Raw genomic sequence first — 20,260 nt, forward strand, 5'->3', positions numbered from 1 at the left:
AGCTACATCGCTCTATTTGGCATACGCTATATATAGTGTCTTTGCGTAAGTCCTGGTTTAATTATGGAATTAAGTTAATAGGTGCTACTACTGCAGCAACTATTGGCGCGACTAATCCCAGTCTGACAGCAATTTTAGCATGGTTAACTATTCAAGAAACTATTAATGGTTTGCAAATTTTGGGTATAGTTATTGTTACTGTGGGTATTTTGTTGTTGAGTCAGGAACATAGACGTTTAGGAGACTCAGAAACCTAGTAAATAAAAAAATAGTTTAGAGACATTTTATGGAAAATCTCTATCAGAATTAGTACTATAATTATCTATTGCAATTTATCAAACTCTGGAGGTAAAACTAAAGGATAAAGCGTCTCAGTTTTACCATTAGTTTTGATAGGATAATTAAAATCAAGCAATTTACTTTTAATAAATACAGTTTATTTATTTATATCTACTATAAATATTTTCTTTAAAAGTACAGATAAAATATTTAGGCTCTAATCTACTTTATTAAAAAAATATTTTATCTTCTTGACAAGTCAGAAAATTGTGCTAACATCCATATCTAACCATTAATTAAGCGAATTAAGTATGTTGCTTCAAGAAAAACAAATAACTGCACAAGAGTTCATTTCCCTACTCGATGAGATTATTGAAAAACAACATTTACTTAAGCACACATTCTATCAAATGTGGAATGAAGGAAAACTATCTTTAGAAATGTTGCAAGAGTACGCTCAAGAATATTATCTACAAGTTCATTATTTCCCTACTTATGTTAGTGCTACTCATGCAGCTTGTAATGATTTAGAAATTCGGAAAATGCTCTTAGAAAATTTGATTGAAGAAGAAATGGGAGCAGCAAATCACCCTGAATTATGGTTACGTTTTGCTGAAGGTTTGGGTGTAAAAAGAGAAGCAGTTAAAGATCGCGAACATTTAGCAAAAACTAAGGAATCTGTAAGTATTCTCAAGGAGTTAGCTCGTAGTGAAAATCCGGCTAAAGGTTTAGCAGCTCTTTATGCTTATGAGTCACAAATTCCCGAAGTTGCCACTACTAAAATTGCTGGTTTGAAAGAATTTTATGGCATTAATTCTGAAGCGGCTCTATCATTTTTTAAAGTACATGAAAAAGCTGATGAAATTCACAGCAAAGTTACAAAAGAAGCATTGGTAAAACTATGTGAAACTGATGCTCAAAAACAGGAAGCATTAACAGCAGCAGCCAAAGCGGTAGATGCTTTGAATTTATTGCTTGATGGTGTTTATGAAGAATATTGTCAAGCTGTGAATTAATTGTTAGTTAATATCTTGAATAATTAGCTTAACTAAGCAGGGACTAGAAGTTTTGTATATCTACTTCTAGTCTCGTCAATATATTATATCAAGTCCGGTTGAATAGTTATAAATTAAAGCGTCGTAGTATTGCTTATTGCTCTAGCAATAAGGTAGATATTTGATGTTACTCAAGCAAAAGTAAAAACAAGGGGTTCCACATTTAAAGAATGATAATAGGTTTTAAACTGTATATATATTAAGAAAAGAATTATCTAAAAATATCTACTTTCAGACTTCATTATTTCTTGAATATGGCATATGCACAACTCTTGTTTATGATAAGAGCGCGATATAGCTGCCGCTAGGCTCCGCCAAAGCAAAACGAAACGTAGTTTTATAGCGTTTGCGTAGCATTCCGCAGGAAAGCGGAACAGAGTTCTATCGCTATTTAACTATATACCTTATTTCTCAAAAGATACCAAATTGCTTCTATACACGCTGCTAGAAGCTGATAGTTGAAGTTTGCAGTTCCGACATAGGAGGCTAGCTGAGTGGTGACCGATACTTCAATTTGTCTCAAATATTAAAAGGCGATATCCAACGAGTTATAGTTGCTCATAAGGATAGATTGGCCAGATTTGGGAGGGATTTGATATCACCCCTGATTCCTGACTCCTACAACAATATCATACATTTCTTCAGCAATTAGGTATGAAACTCAATTGGTAAGATAAGTCAATAGTTAATTGTTTCGAGTAGAAATCATACCTATTTTCCACCCTTCAGTTAGGTAAAAATTTCTGACTCCTGACTACCTCCATTTATTTAGCAATAATGCCGTCTTTAATTGAACATGATATTTAGCAATAATGCCGTCTTTAATTGAACATGATGATGATATAATAATAAAAATGATAAATTTTTGCTACAAATACCTAGGGTTTTGCCAGGATTCAGGACTTAGGAAGAGTAGTTAAAGCTTGTTTTTAGTCAATTTCAAGATATCTTAATCTAAAGTCTTTAATTGTCCTTAAAGCCTAATTTGAAAGACTAAAAGCTGTTTAATTTTAAACAGAACTTACGCAACGGCACTAATTATAGTGGGTATATCTTGAATAATGACAAAATTATACGCTATATATAGCGGTACTTCGTAAGTCCTGTTAAACATACCCCATTAGTTTTCAAACTACCAAGAATTTTTAGATGAACGATCAAATTAGCTTTACCGATATTGCGACAGATCCCAATACTGCTATCACCTATCGTCGTCGGGAATCTCTACGGGAAGAAATTTTCGATCAAATTCGGCAACAGCCTTTGATACTAGACAATCTTTCCTCTGTTCCACTTAAGTCACGTGGAGCACCAGGTGTGGGAGTTTTTGACTATGATGGCGATAATGATTTAGATATTTACGTCACTAATGGTCCAGGAGCCAGTAATAGCCTCTACCAAAATCAATTACAGGAAACAGGTCAAATTAGCTTCATTGATGTTGCAACTCAAGCAGGGGTAGCAGCCATCAATCAAGATAGTACGGGTGTCTCCTATGGAGATATTGATAATGATGGTGACTTGGACTTGCTAGTTCTAGGACACAGTTCCCCTAATCTGCTGTTTGAGAATCAAGGAAATGGTACTTTTATTGATATAACGGAACAGAGCAATATTGGGGGAGAGAATAGCTATTCTACATCCTCTTCCATTGGAGATATTGATGGTGACGGACTCCTTGATATTGTCATTGCAAATACCTTCAACTGGGATAATCAGCTTCCTATTCAGCTCGTGCCTTTTGGCCTGAATGAGCCTAACCAACTGTTAATTAACCGAGGAAATAATGTTTTTGAGGATGTTAGCGATAGCTCTGGTTTAACTAACCTTAGTAGCTTAGTGCCAGGACCAGGAGTTGCTACTATTACTTGGGCGATCGCCATGGTAGATTACGATCTTGATGGTGACCTGGATATAATCCACGCTGACGATCAAGGTGTTTATCGTCCGAGTAACTTAGGTGGTGTAGATGTCGGTTACATTCAGATTTTTAACAATGATGGAACCGGAACATTTACGAATGTCACTGAGGCTACTAATCTCGATCAAATAGGGGCTTGGATGGGGTTTTCCTTCGGTGATTTCAATGCAGATGGTAATTTAGATATTTTTGTCACAAACTTTGGAGACTATACTGAGAGTCTTTTACTAAATGGACCAGTTGATTTATTTGACTCTAAATGGTTCCTTGGACAAGACGATGGTACCTTCTTAGATCCTGGCCTAGGGGAACTGATTGAGACTCCATTCGGATGGGGAACTTCAGCTTTCGACTATGACAATGATGCCGATACAGACATTGTGTTTCATGGGGGAAACAATATAGGCATATTCGTTGACGCATCAAATCCAGGCACGATTCTGAAAAATGATGGTACAGCTAACTTTTCTTACGATTTTGATGCTATTGCTGGTTCAACTAATCATGTAAGGCGCAATGTTCAGGGAGTTGCCGTTGGAGACCTCAACCAAGATGGTTTTTCAGATATCGTATCGGTGTCTAATTTTGATATCCCTGAATCTGTCCCACTTGAACCTTACCCGTTTCTTTTGGATTCAGAACTGGATGATATTGCTAGAGTTCTTCCCTACTTTATCCCTACAGACAATCCTGATGAATTTGTGTGGAGTGGAGCAGAATTTACAGATGGAACTCTCTCTATAGAGTTAAACAGTGGTGATAATAGCAACAATTGGGTTGCAGTTGAAACTCTGGGAACGGTTGGTCTTACTGAAAATGGCCAGGCTAACCGTGATGGTATTGGCGCAGTGGTATTTTTTACTCCTTCAGGTGGAAAAACAGCGATAAATCCTATTTTGGGAGGCTCAAGCTATGCGTCTCAAGATAGCTTGGTAGCTAATTTTGGTTTGGGTACAGCAGAAACTGGTACAGTAGAAGTGCTTTGGACTGGGGGAGTTCGCAACCGTCTTTATGATGTCCAAGCGGGTGAGAATCTGCTTTTTCCAGAAATTCCTGTGAGCTTTGATGGGGAATTTGAAGGTCCCAATGACTATCAAATGCAGGTTGATGGAGCTATTACGGAGTTGATAGAGGCTAACGTGCTGAGTGAGACAGAAGGCGATCGCTTTTTTGCTAGTGGCGTGCGAGCTTTTATGGAGGAAAATGGATTCTCAGTAGACTTGCTCTTTGGCAGTTTTAATGAAGATATACTCATGGGCAACGATAGTGACGAACACCTGTATGGTCGTGGTAGCAATGACTTCCTCTTGGGCGAAAATGGAATTGATAGCATCTTTGGAGGTGCAGATAATGACAGTATCCTAGGTGGCAGGAGTAATGACCAGTTGTGGGGTGAAGCAGGAGATGATACTATCTGGGGAGGTAAGGGCGATGATCTGCTCAACGGTGGCTTAGGCCAAGACATACTCAACGGTGGTGATGGTTCTGATACATTTGTTTTAGCACTTGGAGAAGGAACTGACACTATTATTGATTTTGCGTTGGGGGAAGACCTAATTGGTTTGGCAGCAGGTTTAAGTTTCCAGCAGCTCACCTTAGAAGGTAGCGAAATTATTGCTGGTGATGAGGTTTTGGCCACACTGAATTTATCTGTTGCTAATCTTACAGAAGCTAACTTTACCCTCGTTTGATTCAAGAAGTATCATCTTTGTTTCTAAAGCTATTTTAATAAACTACCCCACCAGTCTCCACGGTGGGGTTATATTCAATCTGCTACTTTGATTTAATTCCAGTTTGCAAAACTTCCAACACTTGCTGCATATTTCCTCTCAACATAGCAGACACATCTAACCACAATCCTGGAAATACCAGAGAACAAATTACTCCCCGTTCATTCGGTACTAAGGAAATATAATCCCCATCCTCTAAACTAAACCAATCAATTTTTTGCTCAAATACCTGCCAGACAATATATTCTTGTACTCCACTGCGCTGATAAGCAACTTTCTGATCCCCTAAATCTATAGTTGCACTACTAGCAGCAATTTCCACAACCAGTTCCGGTGCCCCTTCTATATACCCCTCATTGCTGAGTCTTGAGTTACCGCCACTTTCCGGGTTAATTAGCAAGACACCATCCGGTTGTGGTTCATTATCAATATCCAAGCGAACTGTTGGTTCAATTCCCATTTGCACTTGAGGTGTGGCAACTTTGTATGTCCATAACCAACCAATGATATTACCGTGGGGTTCGGCGTGGGGTTGAAAACGTAAGGGAGATGCCATATAAACGACTCCTTGAATTAATTCAGCTTTTTTAAGTTCTGGCATAGCTTGGTAACGACGCTCGAATTCTGGTCTGGTTAAGCGATCGCCATTTTCTAGCGGAGGCAATTGATAATTTAAGGTTTTAGGTAGTGAAAATGTCATTTCAGTTATTAGTTTATTAGTTAACAGTATCTCCTACTAAAGTAGGAAGCTTAAAATACTGAATTTTCATTTGTGGCTAGAGGTAATACTAATCTCCTATTCTTTGGTCTGAAAACTATGGATTTTTTCTGACAGGCGATCTAGTTCAATTACAGGAATATTTTCTGCTTTGAGTTGAGCGATCGCGTTAGTAATACAGAGCATTATCGCTTCCTCATTCTCATTATCCAACTTAATCATACCTTGCAATTGAGGAATTAAAGTAGACCATTGCACTTGATTCAACTCCCCAACTAAAAGAATTTCTGGTCCCTCATCTACATCTAATTCTTCCTCCATTAACAAGTTCATCACCACGCTAGATAAAATTAAATCTGCATCTTCAGCAGAAATATTACTATTATCTATCAGGAGAGTAATTTTACTTTTAATTATATGATTTTAATTTAATCCAACCTTTTTGCACTAATAATTCAGGGCAATTTCCATGAATTTTTATTGCTGTTTCTATAATATTGTTTGCTTCTTTATTTTTGCCTATTTCTAGTAACAATTTTGTTATTGTAATTTGAAAATTCACATCCCTAGGCAATAGTTCAGAAGCTCTTTTAAAAAAATTTGCAGCTTCTGAAAGATTGCCAATACGAGAGTGTGCAATTCCTAGATATACTGGTATATTAGGCTCCTCTGGATTTTGTACCATATTGGTAGAGCAAAGAGAGATTACTTGCTGCCAATCACCAATCTTTAAAGTATACTCAATGGAATTATAAAAATTACTTTTGGACATAAATAGCTACCACATCTAATCAACAATTTAATCTTCATTTATTAGGTTTCATTTTTCCCTATATTTTTTAGTACCTATTGTGCTTTGCATAGTCAAATTTTATCTTGATTTTTAGCTGTCTAGTATACATATCCAATAATAAAAATAGGAAATAAATTATCGTGTATAAATAATCAATTTTTTCCACCTACTCCCTCTTTTCTGGAAGTAATACTTCATCAGTAAAACTTTCTAAGTTCAATACAGGAACTACATCAGCTTCAATACTGCTAATAATTGCTTTATTTTCATTTTTCAAAATAATTCTACCAGAACTCAATCTTAAAAGAGCTTGCCAACCTTTCCAACCCATTTTTCCAATTAAGGCTATTTCCGGTCCATCCTCAACATTCAAATTTTCTTCCATCAACAAGTTCATAGCAATTCCAGATATTGCCATATCAGCATCTTCATCAGAAATATTAGTAGTATCAATCAGCAGAGTAATCTTTTGTTTATTTTGGTTATTTGCAATAGCTCTAATTACACTTGCTATTTCTTCATATAGATCATCTTCCGGTTGTTTCCAATCAGGGAAAATTATCAGGTTTATATCTCTTAATCTTAAATTTTCCCCTAGTACATTTTCTAAATCTTTTCCCCACAATTCTTGAAAAGTAATTGAATTATCATCAACTACTAACATTGGCAACTCAAGTTTATGAACAGAATCTGATGTTACCACCATTTGAAATAAATATTCAGATAATTGACTAACTATCAAAATTTCTTGAGCAGTTTTGAGAATACTGAGCAGTCTATTTTTACTAATAATTGTAAATCCCAATATGCTAATTGGAACATAATAAAGCAATGGCAAGCTTGCCATTGCCTGTTTATATTCTTTTGTAGTTACTAAATCTTTAATAGTAAAAATAGTTTGCTTAGTAAAAATTCTATATTCAGTAGTTCTTTGAGAAAAGGGAAGCCAACCACCAAATAATACTCCCTGAATAATTTCATTATTATTAGCAGTTAAAATTTCCATTTCTGATAATCCTAAAGACTCATTATATTGTTGGATAAAACTGTTTGTTACTAGAACATAATCTTCCTCAATGTTTTCTAAGCAATTAGATAGTAATTGTATAATATCACGATGATTTTTACCTTGACAGTTATCACAATTATGAAAAGTTATATTTTGATATCTGAGTCGTTTTCTCCAGTTTGATAATACCTGTTTATTTTCTGAGTCATTATGAAAATCTAGATAAATAATCCCCAATGGTAAGGATGATTGTACATGGCTTTTTTCTAATGTATGTAGTTTAACTTTTTTTTGTTCTTGTGTAATTTCTTGAAGTTCTTGAAACAAGAATTCATTTTCTATTTCCTTCTCATCTACACAATTTACATTAGGTAAGTTATACATAGAAGAACCATCAATAATGCGATCGCACACTTTATCTAATATTGGATCGTTCCCTGGTTTTAGTTCTTCATTACTCTCATATTTTATAGACCTAGTATCAAATGAACTAAACTTAACTGAAAATTTATGGAAATAGGCATGAGTAAAACGATATAATTTTCTCAAATCTTCTAAAGTGGGTTTAGCCAATTCTGACATCAGGTAATCAACTTGTTTTTCTAGATATTCTGGTGCAGAGCTATTAATAGTATATCTCAAAGCTTGCCTATATATAGAACGTTCAAATGATGCAGTAGGAATACCTCTAACTGTTGCTTCAATAGACATTGTACTAAAAAAACTAATAGCAGCATCGGTATGCCATAGCAAAGCATAGGAAGTTAATTCCTCAGATGGCATAACAATTTTGACGTTACTTGGAGCTGATAGTGCTTGCTTATAAGCTCGTGATAGAAAATCAATTTCCCCTTGGTTAAATCTTCCTCCCCAAATATTCGGATGATGTCTAATTACTAGATATTCATTGCGTTTTGAGAATATTTCTATCAGAGAATCTATAACATCTAGCTGTTTAGTAACTCCTTCATATTCTTCATACATTGCTAGCTCATCTTCACTAGATGTAAAGATAGCGAAAATTTTAGCATCTAGTGGTATATTCAGCTTATTTAAAACGTCAATATATTCTGTTTTATACTCATAATATTTTTCTCCATTCATATTTTGCCCAGATTCACGTTCGACAAAATACTGTTTCACCTCTTCTAATTCAAATTGAGTTAGAGGTGTGTTTTGCCAAGCATTACAAAAATCAATCAGTAGTTGTTGACTTAAACAATGATGATTATCAAAAAATCTATAACTTCCATCTACATAACCTTTTTCTTGGACTATAACATCAATTTTGAATTTCCGAGCAGTTTCAAATGCTACCCGGTATGGAGCTAAACGTGCCCCAAATAAAAACATATTTGTAGGTTGATAATCAGAGAATATTTTTGAAATAGCTCGATACGTTAATAAACCATCAATCAGATATTGTCTATGAACTTTTCTCACATCAAGATTTGACAAAGTTCTGGCTGTTATTCTGAAAAAAGTATAAATAGATGAACTAACCCACTCTCCTAGAGCTAAATCTTGATAAACAGCATGACGATAATTTGATGGGTTAACTGTTTCTAACCATTCAAAAGCTACTTGATAATCTTCATCTGTAATAAATTCCCGCAGTTGTATGTAGGGGAGTTTAAAATCTTCACTAAAGAACTTATGACCTGCTTGAGAACAAATTTGACAGAATTCTTGTTTTCTATCTCCAACTCCTCTGATAATATAACAATCTTGATAAATTCCATCACAACCAACCACTAAAACATCACACCCTCGTATCTGTAATGAAGTAGCTAAAACCGCATCAACACGAGTGTGCAGAAACCATGCCCAAGGACCTGAATACGGTGCAAAAAAAAGTATCTTTTTATCTTTTGACATTATTTTAACTCCTGATTAGTTGAACTTATCCAATTACATTCCAGCTTATAGGTGTTCCTTTTTTTGTATCTCGATTAATTGATTTTCCTATTAAAACTTTGTAGTATTTAGGAGGCAACCCTAACCCTGGCCGCACTGCCTTCAAATTCTCAGGGGTAAATATATCTCCTGCTTTCATATCTTGGGCAACATAAAGCGATCGCCTAAATACCAAAGAACCTTTCTCCGCATTAATAGGACCATATTGCACCCTACCCAAGCCCTGCCAAGCCCTTCCCGACTCTAGCACAAGCTGTGCCATCTCTTCTGGTTCCATAGAAAAAGTCGAATCAACTCCACCATCAGCTCTCCTTAAAGTAAAGTGCTTTTCAATTACCGTCGCACCCAAAGCAACACTGGCTACAGCTACTCCAGTGCCCATCGTGTGGTCTGACAGTCCTACTTGAACATCAAAAAGTTTTTGTAAATGGGGTATTGTTAGAATATTACTATTTTCTGGGGTAGCAGGATAAGTGCTTGTACATTTGAGCAAGATTAAATCTTGACAACCCGCCTCTCTAGCTGTCCGCACTGTCTCATCCAACTCTGCAACAGTTGCCATACCAGTAGAAATAATCATCGGTTTACCAGTGCTAGCAACTTTACGAATCAAAGGTAAATCAGTATTTTCAAAAGAGGCAATCTTGTAGCAAGGAACGTTCAATGATTCGAGAAAATCCACTGCTGTAGTATCAAAAGGGGTGCTAAAGCAAATAATTCCTAGTTCCCGACATCGGTCAAATATAGGTTGATGCCATTCCCAAGGAGTGTATGCTTGTTTGTACAAATCGTGTAGAGATTTACCTTGCCATAAACTCTTGGGGTCATCAATAAAAAACTCCCCTTCTTTAATATCAAGAGTCATGGTATCGGCAGTGTAGGTTTGCAGTTTGATGGCCTGTGCCCCTGTTTTAGCCGCTGCTTCTACGATTTCTAAGGCTCTTTCTAAGGACTGATTGTGGTTGCCTGACATTTCAGCAACTATAAAAGGGGAATGCTTAGAACCTATTTTACACTCTTGAATATTTATTTCCCGCATAGGACAATTTATTTAAAACCTTGTATTTTCAGTAGCTTCCAAATATCTAGTAGTAAGCAAAGCCTGATTTTCGAGTAAGCAAGCTATCTTTTGAACAAATGGAAATAAAGCTCCCATTTCTTGACAGTACAATCCATCTTCTACATTTTTAAGTAACAAATTAGTTGATGGATAAGTAAATTGAAAGTCTTTAAAATCATAATCTTTAATAGTAGTTGATTTTTGAGCTAAGATAAGAGCAGCAATATTCAATGGGTTAACATTCCAATTCCAAGGTTCGTGAGTCAGTATTTTGAACCCAGTTCGCTCCAACGCTCCTGGTAAATTTTTAATGTAACCATGACGAAGCATTCTTTCTTTTTGCTCATCCCTAGCAAACTCCCAAGATGGTTCTATTAGTAAAACATATTTTTTAGTTACTCTATAAAATTCTTGGCAAATAACATCCTCCATACCTCCGTTTGGCTCAATAGCGTGACGAGTCATAATGCAATCTACAGAATTTTCAGCTAGGGATATTTTGGTTAAATCAGAGGTAAATAAACGAGGTATTCGTAAGCCCTTAGCGTTTAAGAATAACTTGCCATACAAAAGTCTGCTTAAAGAAATATCAAAAGCAGCAAACTCTATTTTTTTTTGTTTGATATTTAAGAGGACATCAGCCAAACCAGTTGTTTCTCCTGTACCAGCATCTACAACTGTACTGGGTGATATTTCCTCTAAAATTTGCGCAATTTTTTGTCCAGATTTACTATTTATTTCCCTAATTTTCTCAGAGCTATTATAAGCTTTTGCATAGGAACCTGCCTGAATATCATAGGACAAAGAAATTTTTTCTTGTCGGTTTAAACTATTACAATCTTTGCGGTTATTAAGGTATTCAATAAGGTTGACATTTTGAGAATAAAGCTTTTTCAGCTCTTCTACTAAATTTGTCAGATTTTTCATTTTAATCCCTAATCTTTACTTAATTCTCCATTTTACCAGTAAAGCTATCTCATAGTAATTAATTCTGGTTACTAGAGGTTTCGATAACAATAAACGCAGAATAGAAATTAGCTATTTTTATTAAAATTTTAATCTCTTTCATACCTTGTCTTAACCAATCTAATTATTATCTTTGTTTAACTAAATGAATAGCAAACTGCCCTTGCACTTTAGTTTTTGATTCCTGTAAAAAACCTGCATTTGTAAAAGCTCGAATTGAGGCATAATTGCTAGCTTTTATGTAGGCATGAATTTTTTTAATACGAGTAACGTCAAATATTTTTTCAGAGGCTAGCCAAATCAATTTAGTCCCATAACCTAGAGCGCGAAATTCTCTAGCAATGCTAATGGAAATTACTGCATCACCATCCTCTATGTTATACCTAATTTGTCCTACAGGAGAATCATCTTGATTAACACCAATGTACATTATGCAATTGGAGTTTTTTAACATGGAATCGAACCACTGGACATGATTTTTCCAGGGAATTTTTGCTGATGAAAATGAAACTTCGCGCACAGTCGTTTCATTAGCCCAATCCCACAACAATTTACGATCGCTGTAACCCACTTTTCTCAATCTTAGCTTTTTGGCCTCTAGTTCCATCAAGACTCTACTGCTACCATCACCATCTACTAACTGTTGGCTAAGTTTAGTGATTTGCGATCGCTTTTTTTCCTCTTTGATTAATTGAGTGATATTTTGCGATAAACAATTTGCCGAAACATCACTATGCCACCCTAAATTTACAGATACTCCTATTTTGTTTAGTGTCTCAGCGATCGCCCTTTGATTATCAGCCAAAACTATTAGCAAACTGGGTAATCCCATAAAAGCCAATTCCCAGGTAGTTGAACCTCCAGCAGCGATCGCTATATCTGCCCAAGCCATCAACTCCGGCATATTTGTTACATTCTTTCTCAACTCTATGGACACCTCTGATTTTTCTACAGCAGCTAAAAGCTCTTCGTAATGAGGGTTACTTCCCCCCACAACCACAACCACCTCTAACCCATCAATTATCACCTCCTGCAAAGCTTGAATAACTTTAAGAGTAACATTATCGGGGTCTGCACCACCAAGAGTCACTAAAATTTTTCTAGCTACTGGTGGTATTTCCCTTACCCATTCTTGCCATTGGCAAAATTCTCGTCTCAACAGCGCATATTTAGTGCCTAATAAAAGTTTTGTGTAAGACTCTCGATTTTGATAAAATCCCTCATGGGCATAAACATTTTGATTTAAGATAAAATCAGCATAATAATATTCTGAATTGCCGTAATCATCTATAAACAATGAGCTTAACCCTGCATCCTTAATTTGGCGCTTATACTCCCCCAGAAAATGGTAGCCATCCACTACTACCCACTGACAACCGCAACTATTAGCTAAATCTGATGTTTCACTTGCATCCTCAGTGCTACCCAACTTCACATCTATATGAACTACTTTCATCCCCTCAGACCTTAGCCTAGATTCTAAATTTGGAGCGTGGGTAGCAAGAGCAAAAATAGCTTCTCCACCCTCATCCTGCAAAGCTTGGGCTAAAGCCAAACAGCGCATCACATGACCAGTACCTATTTTCGTAGAAGCATCTACCCTAATTAATAACTTCATTTTCCCAAGTTTTTTCTAATAAAAACCAAGTCATATCATCTTGAGGAAATTGATAATCCCGATGATATACAAAACCATAATCTAGCAGTTTTAAATCAGGAAATTTATCCATCATTTCTCCAGCAAAATCACGCTTAAATAATTTTCCTTCATGCCCTCTATAAGTTACTTCTACTGGCTTCGGATTGTAATACTCAGCTATGCCAATATAACGACTGGTACTGCCATATAGCAAATCATAAACCTTCTCCAAATAATCTGGATTAATATGAATTAATACCCCCTTAATCAAAGCGAAATCATATTTAGTTTTTGGCGAAAAGTCTAATATTGATTGATGGTAAACCTCTATTTCCTCCCCAAAAATTCCTTGTAACTCTGTAACCGCAACTTGATTAATTTCAACTGCTGCTAATTTAGTTTTAGGCAATAGTTGTTTAATCGCTTGTAAATTCAAGCCTCTATTTGCACCGAATTCAATTAAAGATTGAATTGAACGAGTACGAGCGATTATTTTAGTAAATAATGCGATATTTGTTGCTAATGCTAAATCACCTTGATTTCTCTCAGTATACTTATCACCAAACTCCCCTGACCAAAATTGTTCTTGTTCCGTTTTTAAATTAGTCATTTTTCTTATTTTTATTTATTCACCATATTTTTTTTGTTGTATATTAGCATTAATAGTTGACCATTCTGAATTGTTATGCAATAAATTTAAACAATCTTTTAAAGTAAAATCTGGTAATTTAGGATAAATAGCTTCAAGAATTCTTTTGATTAACTCGAAGTCTTCCGGTGTATCAACCGTCCATCTATGATGGCTTTGATTCTCTAAGTAATTAACACTAGCTAAATTGTAACGTTGGGGTTGTCGATGGATAAAAGGTGTAACATGTTCTCTATCTGTCAGTGCAATTGCTTCTAAGAAAGCTTCCTGTAAAGCTTTAAAAGAAAATACTTCTGTATCCATCCCACGGGGATAAGTTCTTTCTAAAGAATTAGAAACATAATCATATTCAGTTTGACCATCGATATAAAACTGAATTACTCTATCGATAACTTCTGGGTCTATTAAAGGACAATCAGAAGTTACACGGACAATTACATTTGCCTGATGTGCTTTGGCGGTTTCATAGTATCTGCTTAAAACATCTTCTTCAAAACCTCTGAAGTATGGAATTGAGAGGTCATTAGATAATTGCACAATTGGTTCATCAACTTCATTTATAGTAGTTGCAATTACTATTTCATCTGCCAGCTTTACTCGGCGCAGTCTTTCAATTTGATATTCTAATAGAGACTTACATAATACCTTTTTTAATACCTTCCCTGGTAAGCGGGTGGAGGTCATTCTTGCCTGAACAATAATCACAATTTTCATGCTAAGACCTCTCGAATAGTATTAACCACTATTTCTTGATTATTTTCAGTTAAGCCATAGTACAAAGGAATACTAATTGCTTCTTGATAATACTTTTCTGATTGATAAAAATCACCCCACTTAAAACCTAATTGCTGATAATAAGGTTGCGTATGCACGGGAATATAATGCAAATTAACCCCAATTTTGGCTTGACGCAATTCCTCAAAAACCTGTCGATGAGTTTTGCTAATTTTATCCAGTTTCAGTCGAATTACATAAAGATGCCAACTCGACTCAGTATCAGGATGTTGCCAAGGTAGTATTAGTGGTAAATCTTGCAATAACTGATGATAGCGCTCTGCCAAAAATCGACGTCGCTCAACAAACTCATCCAAACGTTGCATCTGACTAGCACCCAAAGCAGCTTGAATATCAGTCATCCGATAATGAAAACCTAATTCCAATTGCTGATAATACCAAGGTCCGTGAGACTCTTCTTTCATCAACTCTACTTTGCGAGTAATGCCGTGAGTCCTTAATCTAATTAATTTTTCATACAAATCTTGTTTATTTGTTAACACCATACCACCTTCACCAGTAGTAATAATCTTAACTGGATGAAAGCTGAACACTGTCATATCTGAAAATTTACAGGAACCCACAGGTTTTCTTTGGTAGCATCCGCCAATCCCATGGGCAGCATCTTCTATAATTCTAAAACCATAACGTTCAGACAAAGCAGTAATTTTTGCCATTTCGCAAGATTGTCCTCCAAAATGTACTGGAATAACTACCTTTGGCAAACAGCCTTGCTTTTCTGCTTCAATCAGTTTATGCTCTAATTCATCAACACTCAGATTGTATGTATTAGGGTCAATATCCACAAAATCTACGTTTGCACCGCAATACAATCCACAATTTGCTGAAGCTACAAAAGTATTAGGCGAAGTCCATAGGATATCTCCTTTACTTAAACCTGCTGCCAAGCAAGCAATATGCAAACCTGCCGTTGCACTAGAGACTGCTACAGCATACTTAGCACCACAATAATCTGATACAGTTTTCTCAAATCTTTCTATTATCGGGCCTTGAGTAATCCAGTCAGATCGCAGTACCTCAACTACTGCATCAATATCAGCTTGAGATATATCCTGGCGACCATAAGGAATAAACTGATTCATTGTTTTAATATTTCTAATAGTTGACTAGCAGTCAACCAGTCCGTGTTATTATCAGAACTGTATTGAAATTCATCGGCAACACTTACACCTTTTTCACCTAACTTGTTATGAGTGTAATCTAAATTTTTTGAATATTCAATTGTTGGTCGAATTACATAGTGGTCAGGAAATTCTATAGTTAAATGGGCAGCTTCAACCGGACACATAACTTCATGCAGTTTTTCTCCTGGTCTAATACCAATAATTTTATGAGGCACTCCTGGTGCTAATGCTTCAGCTAAATCTATAATTGTCATGGAGGGAATTTTTGGCACAAACATTTCTCCCCCTTGCATCCGGGCAAAACTTTTAAGCACTAAATCTACACCTTGTTGAAGAGTTATCCAGAACCTAGTCATCCGCTGGTCTGTTATTGGTAATTCATTAGCTCCTTCCCGCATCAGTTTCTGAAAAAACGGAACTACTGAACCTCTAGAACCAACAACATTTCCATAACGAACTACAGAAAACCTTGTCTTTAAAACCCCTGCAAGATTATTAGCAGCCATAAATAGTTTATCAGCAGCTAGCTTAGTTGCACCATAGAGATTAATTGGATTAACTGCCTTATCTGTTGAGAGGGCAATTACTTTTTCTACTTCTGATTCTAGAGCTACATCAATAACATTATTTGCACCATATATATTTGTTTTTATACATTCCATTGGGTTATATTCTGCTGCTGGAATTTGTTTGAGTGCTGCTGCATGAATCACATAATCTACATCTCTCATTGCTAATTTCAAACGAGCAGCATCTCGTACATCTCCAATAAAATATCGCATAGCGGGCGAACTAAATTCCAGAGACATTTCATACTGTTTTAGTTCATCCCGGGAGTATACAATAATCTTTTGAGGTTCATGTTTACTCAGAAGAGTTTTCACACATTGCTTACCGAATGAACCTGTGCCTCCTGTTATCAAAATAGATTTACCATTAAACATTTATTTTTTTCTCTCAATAATTTAATTTCTCTAAGTTTTTACTTCTTTTGAGTGTATACTTTTCAAAGTTCTGATAAACTTAAGATACCCCACATTAACTAAGGATTTATCATTTCAATCAAATTAATTTACTCAAGCTCTCAATGTTGTAGCTAGAAATAGTGTCAACTTTTGCTCTGGTTATAGCTTGCAAATTTTCATTGGCCAATATAATCCGACCATGAAGACAAGGTAATAATGCTGTCCACTCTATTTTGTTCATTTGGCCTAGCAGAGATATTTCTGATTCTTCACTTACCTCTAAATTTTCCTGCATCATTAGATTCATTACAATACTAGATAAGGCTAAATTTGCTTCTTCTTCAGAAATATCAGCAGTATCAATCAATAAAGTCATCTGACTATTACGAGGATGGGTCAAAAATGTGGCGATCGCCACCTCTAATTCTGGCATTAGTACCTCTTCTGGTTGACTCCAGTTTGGAAAGATAATTAAGTTAATATTTCTTAATTTCAGTCTAGCTTTTAATTTTGGTAAAATTATATTTTGTAAATATTTAGGATCGCTGCAACGTTGTTCCAAGAGTTCTTCAAATTTGTTTGCCAAAATATCAACAGAATGTTCAATATCGAAGATATTCAGAGCTTTTTGTTTGCCTGTAGCTGCAATTATTTGCCATTTTTCTACATCTTTAGTTAAACCAATTAATGTTTGTGCTAAAGCGAAACTATCTCCTGCGGGAAATATTAATCCACTAACATTATGTTCAATTGTTTCACTTCCACCTCCTACTCCTGTAGATATTGCCGTTAAACCTGCTGCCATCCCTTCTATGGGTGAAATGCCAAATGCTTCTGGACCGATTGATGGAAACACAATAACATTTTTAGAGCTATAAAGATGAATCAGTTCTTCTAGTTGCAGATAGCCAATAAATTTCACCTTCTCTTCCATACCATTTCTAACAACAAATTGTTTTAAACGAGTAAAATAATCTCGATCAATATTATTATCTCCTGCTATATAACATTCAAAATCTATATTTTCATCATCAATGATTTTTAAGGCTTCAATTAAGGTATGAGTACCTTTAGAATCTATAATTAGTCCTGCATAAACAATCCTAAGTTTATCCATGTTAGGTAGCATACACATCTGGAATTTTTTCACTTTTGCTCCGGGATAAACAATAATAGTTTTCTCCGATGGATAGCCTTGACTAATGACTTTTTGCCTTACATACTCGCTCGCTGTTGCTAAAATAAAATAATTATATTGAGGCATTTTATCGGCGGAACACAAAAGGGTTGGTAATCCCAAATGATTAATAACTGGAATATAATTTTCTAGAAACGGTTTAAATATTTCAGATCCTAAGAAATTAATATTACCCACAAGACAAACATCTGGTGCAAATTCATTAATTACCTCCCTAATAATTTGGTTATTATGAGCAATAATTATCTGAATTTCTTGGGGATTTTCTATTGCTTTAGCACCGCCATCAAAAGTTCCGAATAATTGTAAATTACGATTAATATTTGGTTCTGCTGTAATAATTTGAGTTAAATAAGGTGCATCTGAAGTTAGAACTTTTATTGTATGACCTCGTTGCTGAAGAATATTAGCAAAATCACTAATGCTGCGCCCATATCCTCCTAGTTCTTGGGGAGGATAAAGATTATTAATCACCAAGATTCTTTTAGGAGTTATTTTCGGATTTGACTCTGTTAAATTTCCATCATATTTATCTACATTTTTTCCTTGCCTCAGATAATTGCAGCGACGATAAATATTTAAGGCTTTCTGTTCTAAAGCTTGTTGTAAATAGCATTTTTCTAGCCAAGACCAGAGTTCAATTTCTTCTGACTTAATCTCAAGTAGATATTCCAGTATATTAGCTGCTATATCATATTTGTTTAGACCCATCAAAACTTTAGCTAAATTTTCCATTGCTAGTGGGTTTCGACGTTCCAAACTTACTGCTTTATGCAATAGTTTTTCTGCCTCTGTTAAGTCATCTAATTTTGTATATAGTAAACCAAGCTCTACTAACGCTTTTATATCATAGGGATTGTCTTGTAATGCTCGTTCAAAAGCTCTAATAGCTGCTACATTCTTGTCTTGTGCTAGTAAGAAAGTTCCCCAATCTGATTTATTTCTCCAGGAATAAGCTAAAGGATTATTGCTTTTTTTTACTAATCCAAATCTTTCAAATAAACTATCAAATTTACTTTCTGAATTTCCATTAGTATTTATTTTATCTTCTAAAATTATCAAATCTTTGAAATTAATTAAACCCAGTAATTGATTGATACCAATCCTTTCTAATTCTTGCTCTGTTAAAATAATTAAATCCCATGATTGAGCTTGACTCTGTAACTGCAAACTATCAATAAATGTAATTTGCTTCTCAACTTTACATTGATAAAATAAGTTAATTGAAATATCACTATCCCGTTCTTTATAATCATCACAAATAATATTTACATCTAATCGTGGTAAATCAATTACATCACAAATAATTTTCAAATCGACCTGAGACCAACAAAGCACTTTAATGTATGACTGCTTTAAATGTATTTCTTGGATAAATTCATAAATAGAAATACGTTGATTTAATTCTTCTATATCATTACTATGAATATAAATACTACGTCTTTCCGCTTCTATCTTGTAAATAGGATCAATATCTTTACCATCAATATAATCAAGGACTCGTTTAATATTCAGTTCTGGCTTATAATTTCTCCAAAATGCTTCACAACCATTAGATGCTATTTCCCTAGCAATTTGTGGATTTTCCAAAAAGAAATTAATTTTCTGTCTAAGTTCTGATTTATTCCTAAATAAAGCTAGGTGTTTGTTATCCTCAAACAATAATTCTAATCCAGATTGTGGGCTGAGTTTATCTGTAAGTAAAAAACCACCACTGGAGAGTACTTCAAATACACGCAGGTTTAAATCTCCATTCATACTAATGTTCAAATTAATCAGAGATTCAGCATATATTTCTGCTGCTTTTTTTTGTGATGCTTGTAACTGATGAATTGAAAAATTCAACTGTTTTAGACAAGCTAAAATTGATTTTCGGTAAGGGTGAAACTGACCAACTTGCCCAACAAATGTTAAAGGGTACTTAGAAGTTAAATTTTGTTCTTGAAGATAGGGATTAATATTAAAACCAGGAACCCAAAAAACATTCTCAAAACCTGCTTCTTTAAAATAGTGAAGATGATGACGCTTATGATCTGACATAATAAAGTCAAATTCCTCTTCGAGAGCATATTTGACTAAAGTTTGAATTGGTTTTGATAGATGTTGAGTATTACCGCAAATTAATAGTTTAGGGCAAGATAGTGATTGTAAGTTCGTGGGAAAATTAGCTCTTGTAGAATCTGCTTTTACTATTATTAAATCTGGTTTTTGAGATGGAGGTAGCCTATCTACAATCTTAGAAATATCATATATTCCAGAAGGTGTTTGAATACTTTGATAGTTTCCATCGTCTATTTCTGTTTGACAGTGAGGACTACAAAAAACTTCCTTAGGTGAAATAATAATAGATCTGTATGCTTCTCTTGGACCTAAGAAGCTGACAATAACGTTAATTTCTGAAGATTTTAAAACAGTCAATTTACCTTACCCTAATACTGCTAA

15 protein-coding genes are annotated in these 20,260 nt (G+C 35.1%); 3 read left to right on the plus strand and 12 right to left on the minus strand.

The window, feature by feature from the left end:
• The 3 genes from ACP6PL_RS31010 to ACP6PL_RS31020 all read left to right on the plus strand — a co-directional run.
• The coding region (locus ACP6PL_RS31010; protein ID WP_426549226.1) for an EamA family transporter at nucleotides 1-257 on the plus strand (257 nt) is incomplete at its 5' end.
• A 333-nt stretch (nucleotides 258-590) separates the two neighbouring features.
• Nucleotides 591-1,295 carry a CADD family putative folate metabolism protein gene (locus ACP6PL_RS31015; RefSeq protein WP_426549227.1) on the plus strand — a complete coding sequence of 235 codons (705 nt, stop codon included), beginning with the start codon at nucleotides 591-593 and terminating at the stop codon, nucleotides 1,293-1,295.
• 1,188 nt (nucleotides 1,296-2,483) lie between these two features.
• Nucleotides 2,484-4,946 carry an FG-GAP-like repeat-containing protein gene (locus ACP6PL_RS31020; RefSeq protein WP_426549228.1) on the plus strand — a complete coding sequence of 821 codons (2,463 nt, stop codon included), beginning with the start codon at nucleotides 2,484-2,486 and terminating at the stop codon, nucleotides 4,944-4,946.
• Between the two features lie 82 nt (nucleotides 4,947-5,028).
• Here the strand turns inward: ACP6PL_RS31020 and ACP6PL_RS31025 are convergent, their stop codons facing one another.
• From ACP6PL_RS31025 to ACP6PL_RS31080, 12 genes are all read right to left on the minus strand, one after another.
• Entirely contained in the window at nucleotides 5,029-5,685 is a 657-nt protein-coding gene (locus tag ACP6PL_RS31025; RefSeq protein ID WP_426549229.1) for a Uma2 family endonuclease, read from the minus strand.
• A 96-nt stretch (nucleotides 5,686-5,781) separates the two neighbouring features.
• Nucleotides 5,782-6,024, minus strand: a complete 243-nt coding sequence (locus ACP6PL_RS31030) for a hypothetical protein (protein ID WP_426549230.1) — start codon at nucleotides 6,022-6,024, stop codon at nucleotides 5,782-5,784.
• Nucleotides 6,025-6,112: 88 nt separating this feature from the next.
• Nucleotides 6,113-6,475 (minus strand): tetratricopeptide repeat protein, encoded by a 363-nt coding sequence (locus ACP6PL_RS31035; RefSeq protein ID WP_426549231.1) that lies wholly within the window; start codon nucleotides 6,473-6,475, stop codon nucleotides 6,113-6,115.
• Nucleotides 6,476-6,662: 187 nt separating this feature from the next.
• Complete coding sequence (locus tag ACP6PL_RS31040; RefSeq protein ID WP_426549232.1) at nucleotides 6,663-9,383, minus strand: hypothetical protein; 2,721 nt, start codon at nucleotides 9,381-9,383, stop codon at nucleotides 6,663-6,665.
• A gap of 25 nt (nucleotides 9,384-9,408) precedes the next feature.
• Nucleotides 9,409-10,461 carry a pseudaminic acid synthase gene (pseI, locus tag ACP6PL_RS31045; protein WP_426549233.1) on the minus strand — a complete coding sequence of 351 codons (1,053 nt, stop codon included), beginning with the start codon at nucleotides 10,459-10,461 and terminating at the stop codon, nucleotides 9,409-9,411.
• 12 nt (nucleotides 10,462-10,473) lie between these two features.
• Nucleotides 10,474-11,409: a hypothetical protein gene (locus ACP6PL_RS31050; protein ID WP_426549234.1), complete on the minus strand. Its 936-nt coding sequence runs from the start codon at nucleotides 11,407-11,409 to the stop codon at nucleotides 10,474-10,476.
• Between the two features lie 166 nt (nucleotides 11,410-11,575).
• Nucleotides 11,576-13,066 (minus strand): UDP-2,4-diacetamido-2,4,6-trideoxy-beta-L-altropyranose hydrolase, encoded by a 1,491-nt coding sequence (pseG, locus tag ACP6PL_RS31055; RefSeq protein ID WP_426549235.1) that lies wholly within the window; start codon nucleotides 13,064-13,066, stop codon nucleotides 11,576-11,578.
• Complete coding sequence (locus ACP6PL_RS31060) at nucleotides 13,050-13,697, minus strand: pseudaminic acid biosynthesis-associated methylase (RefSeq protein ID WP_426549236.1); 648 nt, start codon at nucleotides 13,695-13,697, stop codon at nucleotides 13,050-13,052. Before ACP6PL_RS31060 ends, pseG begins: the two co-directional genes overlap by 17 nt.
• Nucleotides 13,698-13,712: 15 nt before the next feature.
• A complete protein-coding gene (locus ACP6PL_RS31065; RefSeq protein WP_426549237.1) occupies nucleotides 13,713-14,450 on the minus strand; it encodes a cytidylyltransferase domain-containing protein in 738 nt (245 codons plus the stop codon).
• Complete coding sequence (pseC, locus tag ACP6PL_RS31070; protein ID WP_426549238.1) at nucleotides 14,447-15,613, minus strand: UDP-4-amino-4,6-dideoxy-N-acetyl-beta-L-altrosamine transaminase; 1,167 nt, start codon at nucleotides 15,611-15,613, stop codon at nucleotides 14,447-14,449. The genes ACP6PL_RS31065 and pseC overlap by 4 nt, the downstream gene beginning before the upstream one ends.
• Nucleotides 15,610-16,599 carry a UDP-N-acetylglucosamine 4,6-dehydratase (inverting) gene (gene pseB, locus ACP6PL_RS31075; protein WP_426549239.1) on the minus strand — a complete coding sequence of 330 codons (990 nt, stop codon included), beginning with the start codon at nucleotides 16,597-16,599 and terminating at the stop codon, nucleotides 15,610-15,612. Before pseB ends, pseC begins: the two co-directional genes overlap by 4 nt.
• A gap of 118 nt (nucleotides 16,600-16,717) precedes the next feature.
• Nucleotides 16,718-20,236, minus strand: coding sequence for a glycosyltransferase (locus tag ACP6PL_RS31080; protein WP_426549240.1), 3,519 nt, complete (start codon nucleotides 20,234-20,236; stop codon nucleotides 16,718-16,720).
• Nucleotides 20,237-20,260: the final 24 nt, after the last annotated feature.

It is taken from the genome of Dapis purpurea BLCC-M126 (assembly GCF_050015975.1).
In the GTDB taxonomy this organism is placed as follows: Bacteria; Cyanobacteriota; Cyanobacteriia; order Cyanobacteriales; family Microcoleaceae; genus Trichodesmium.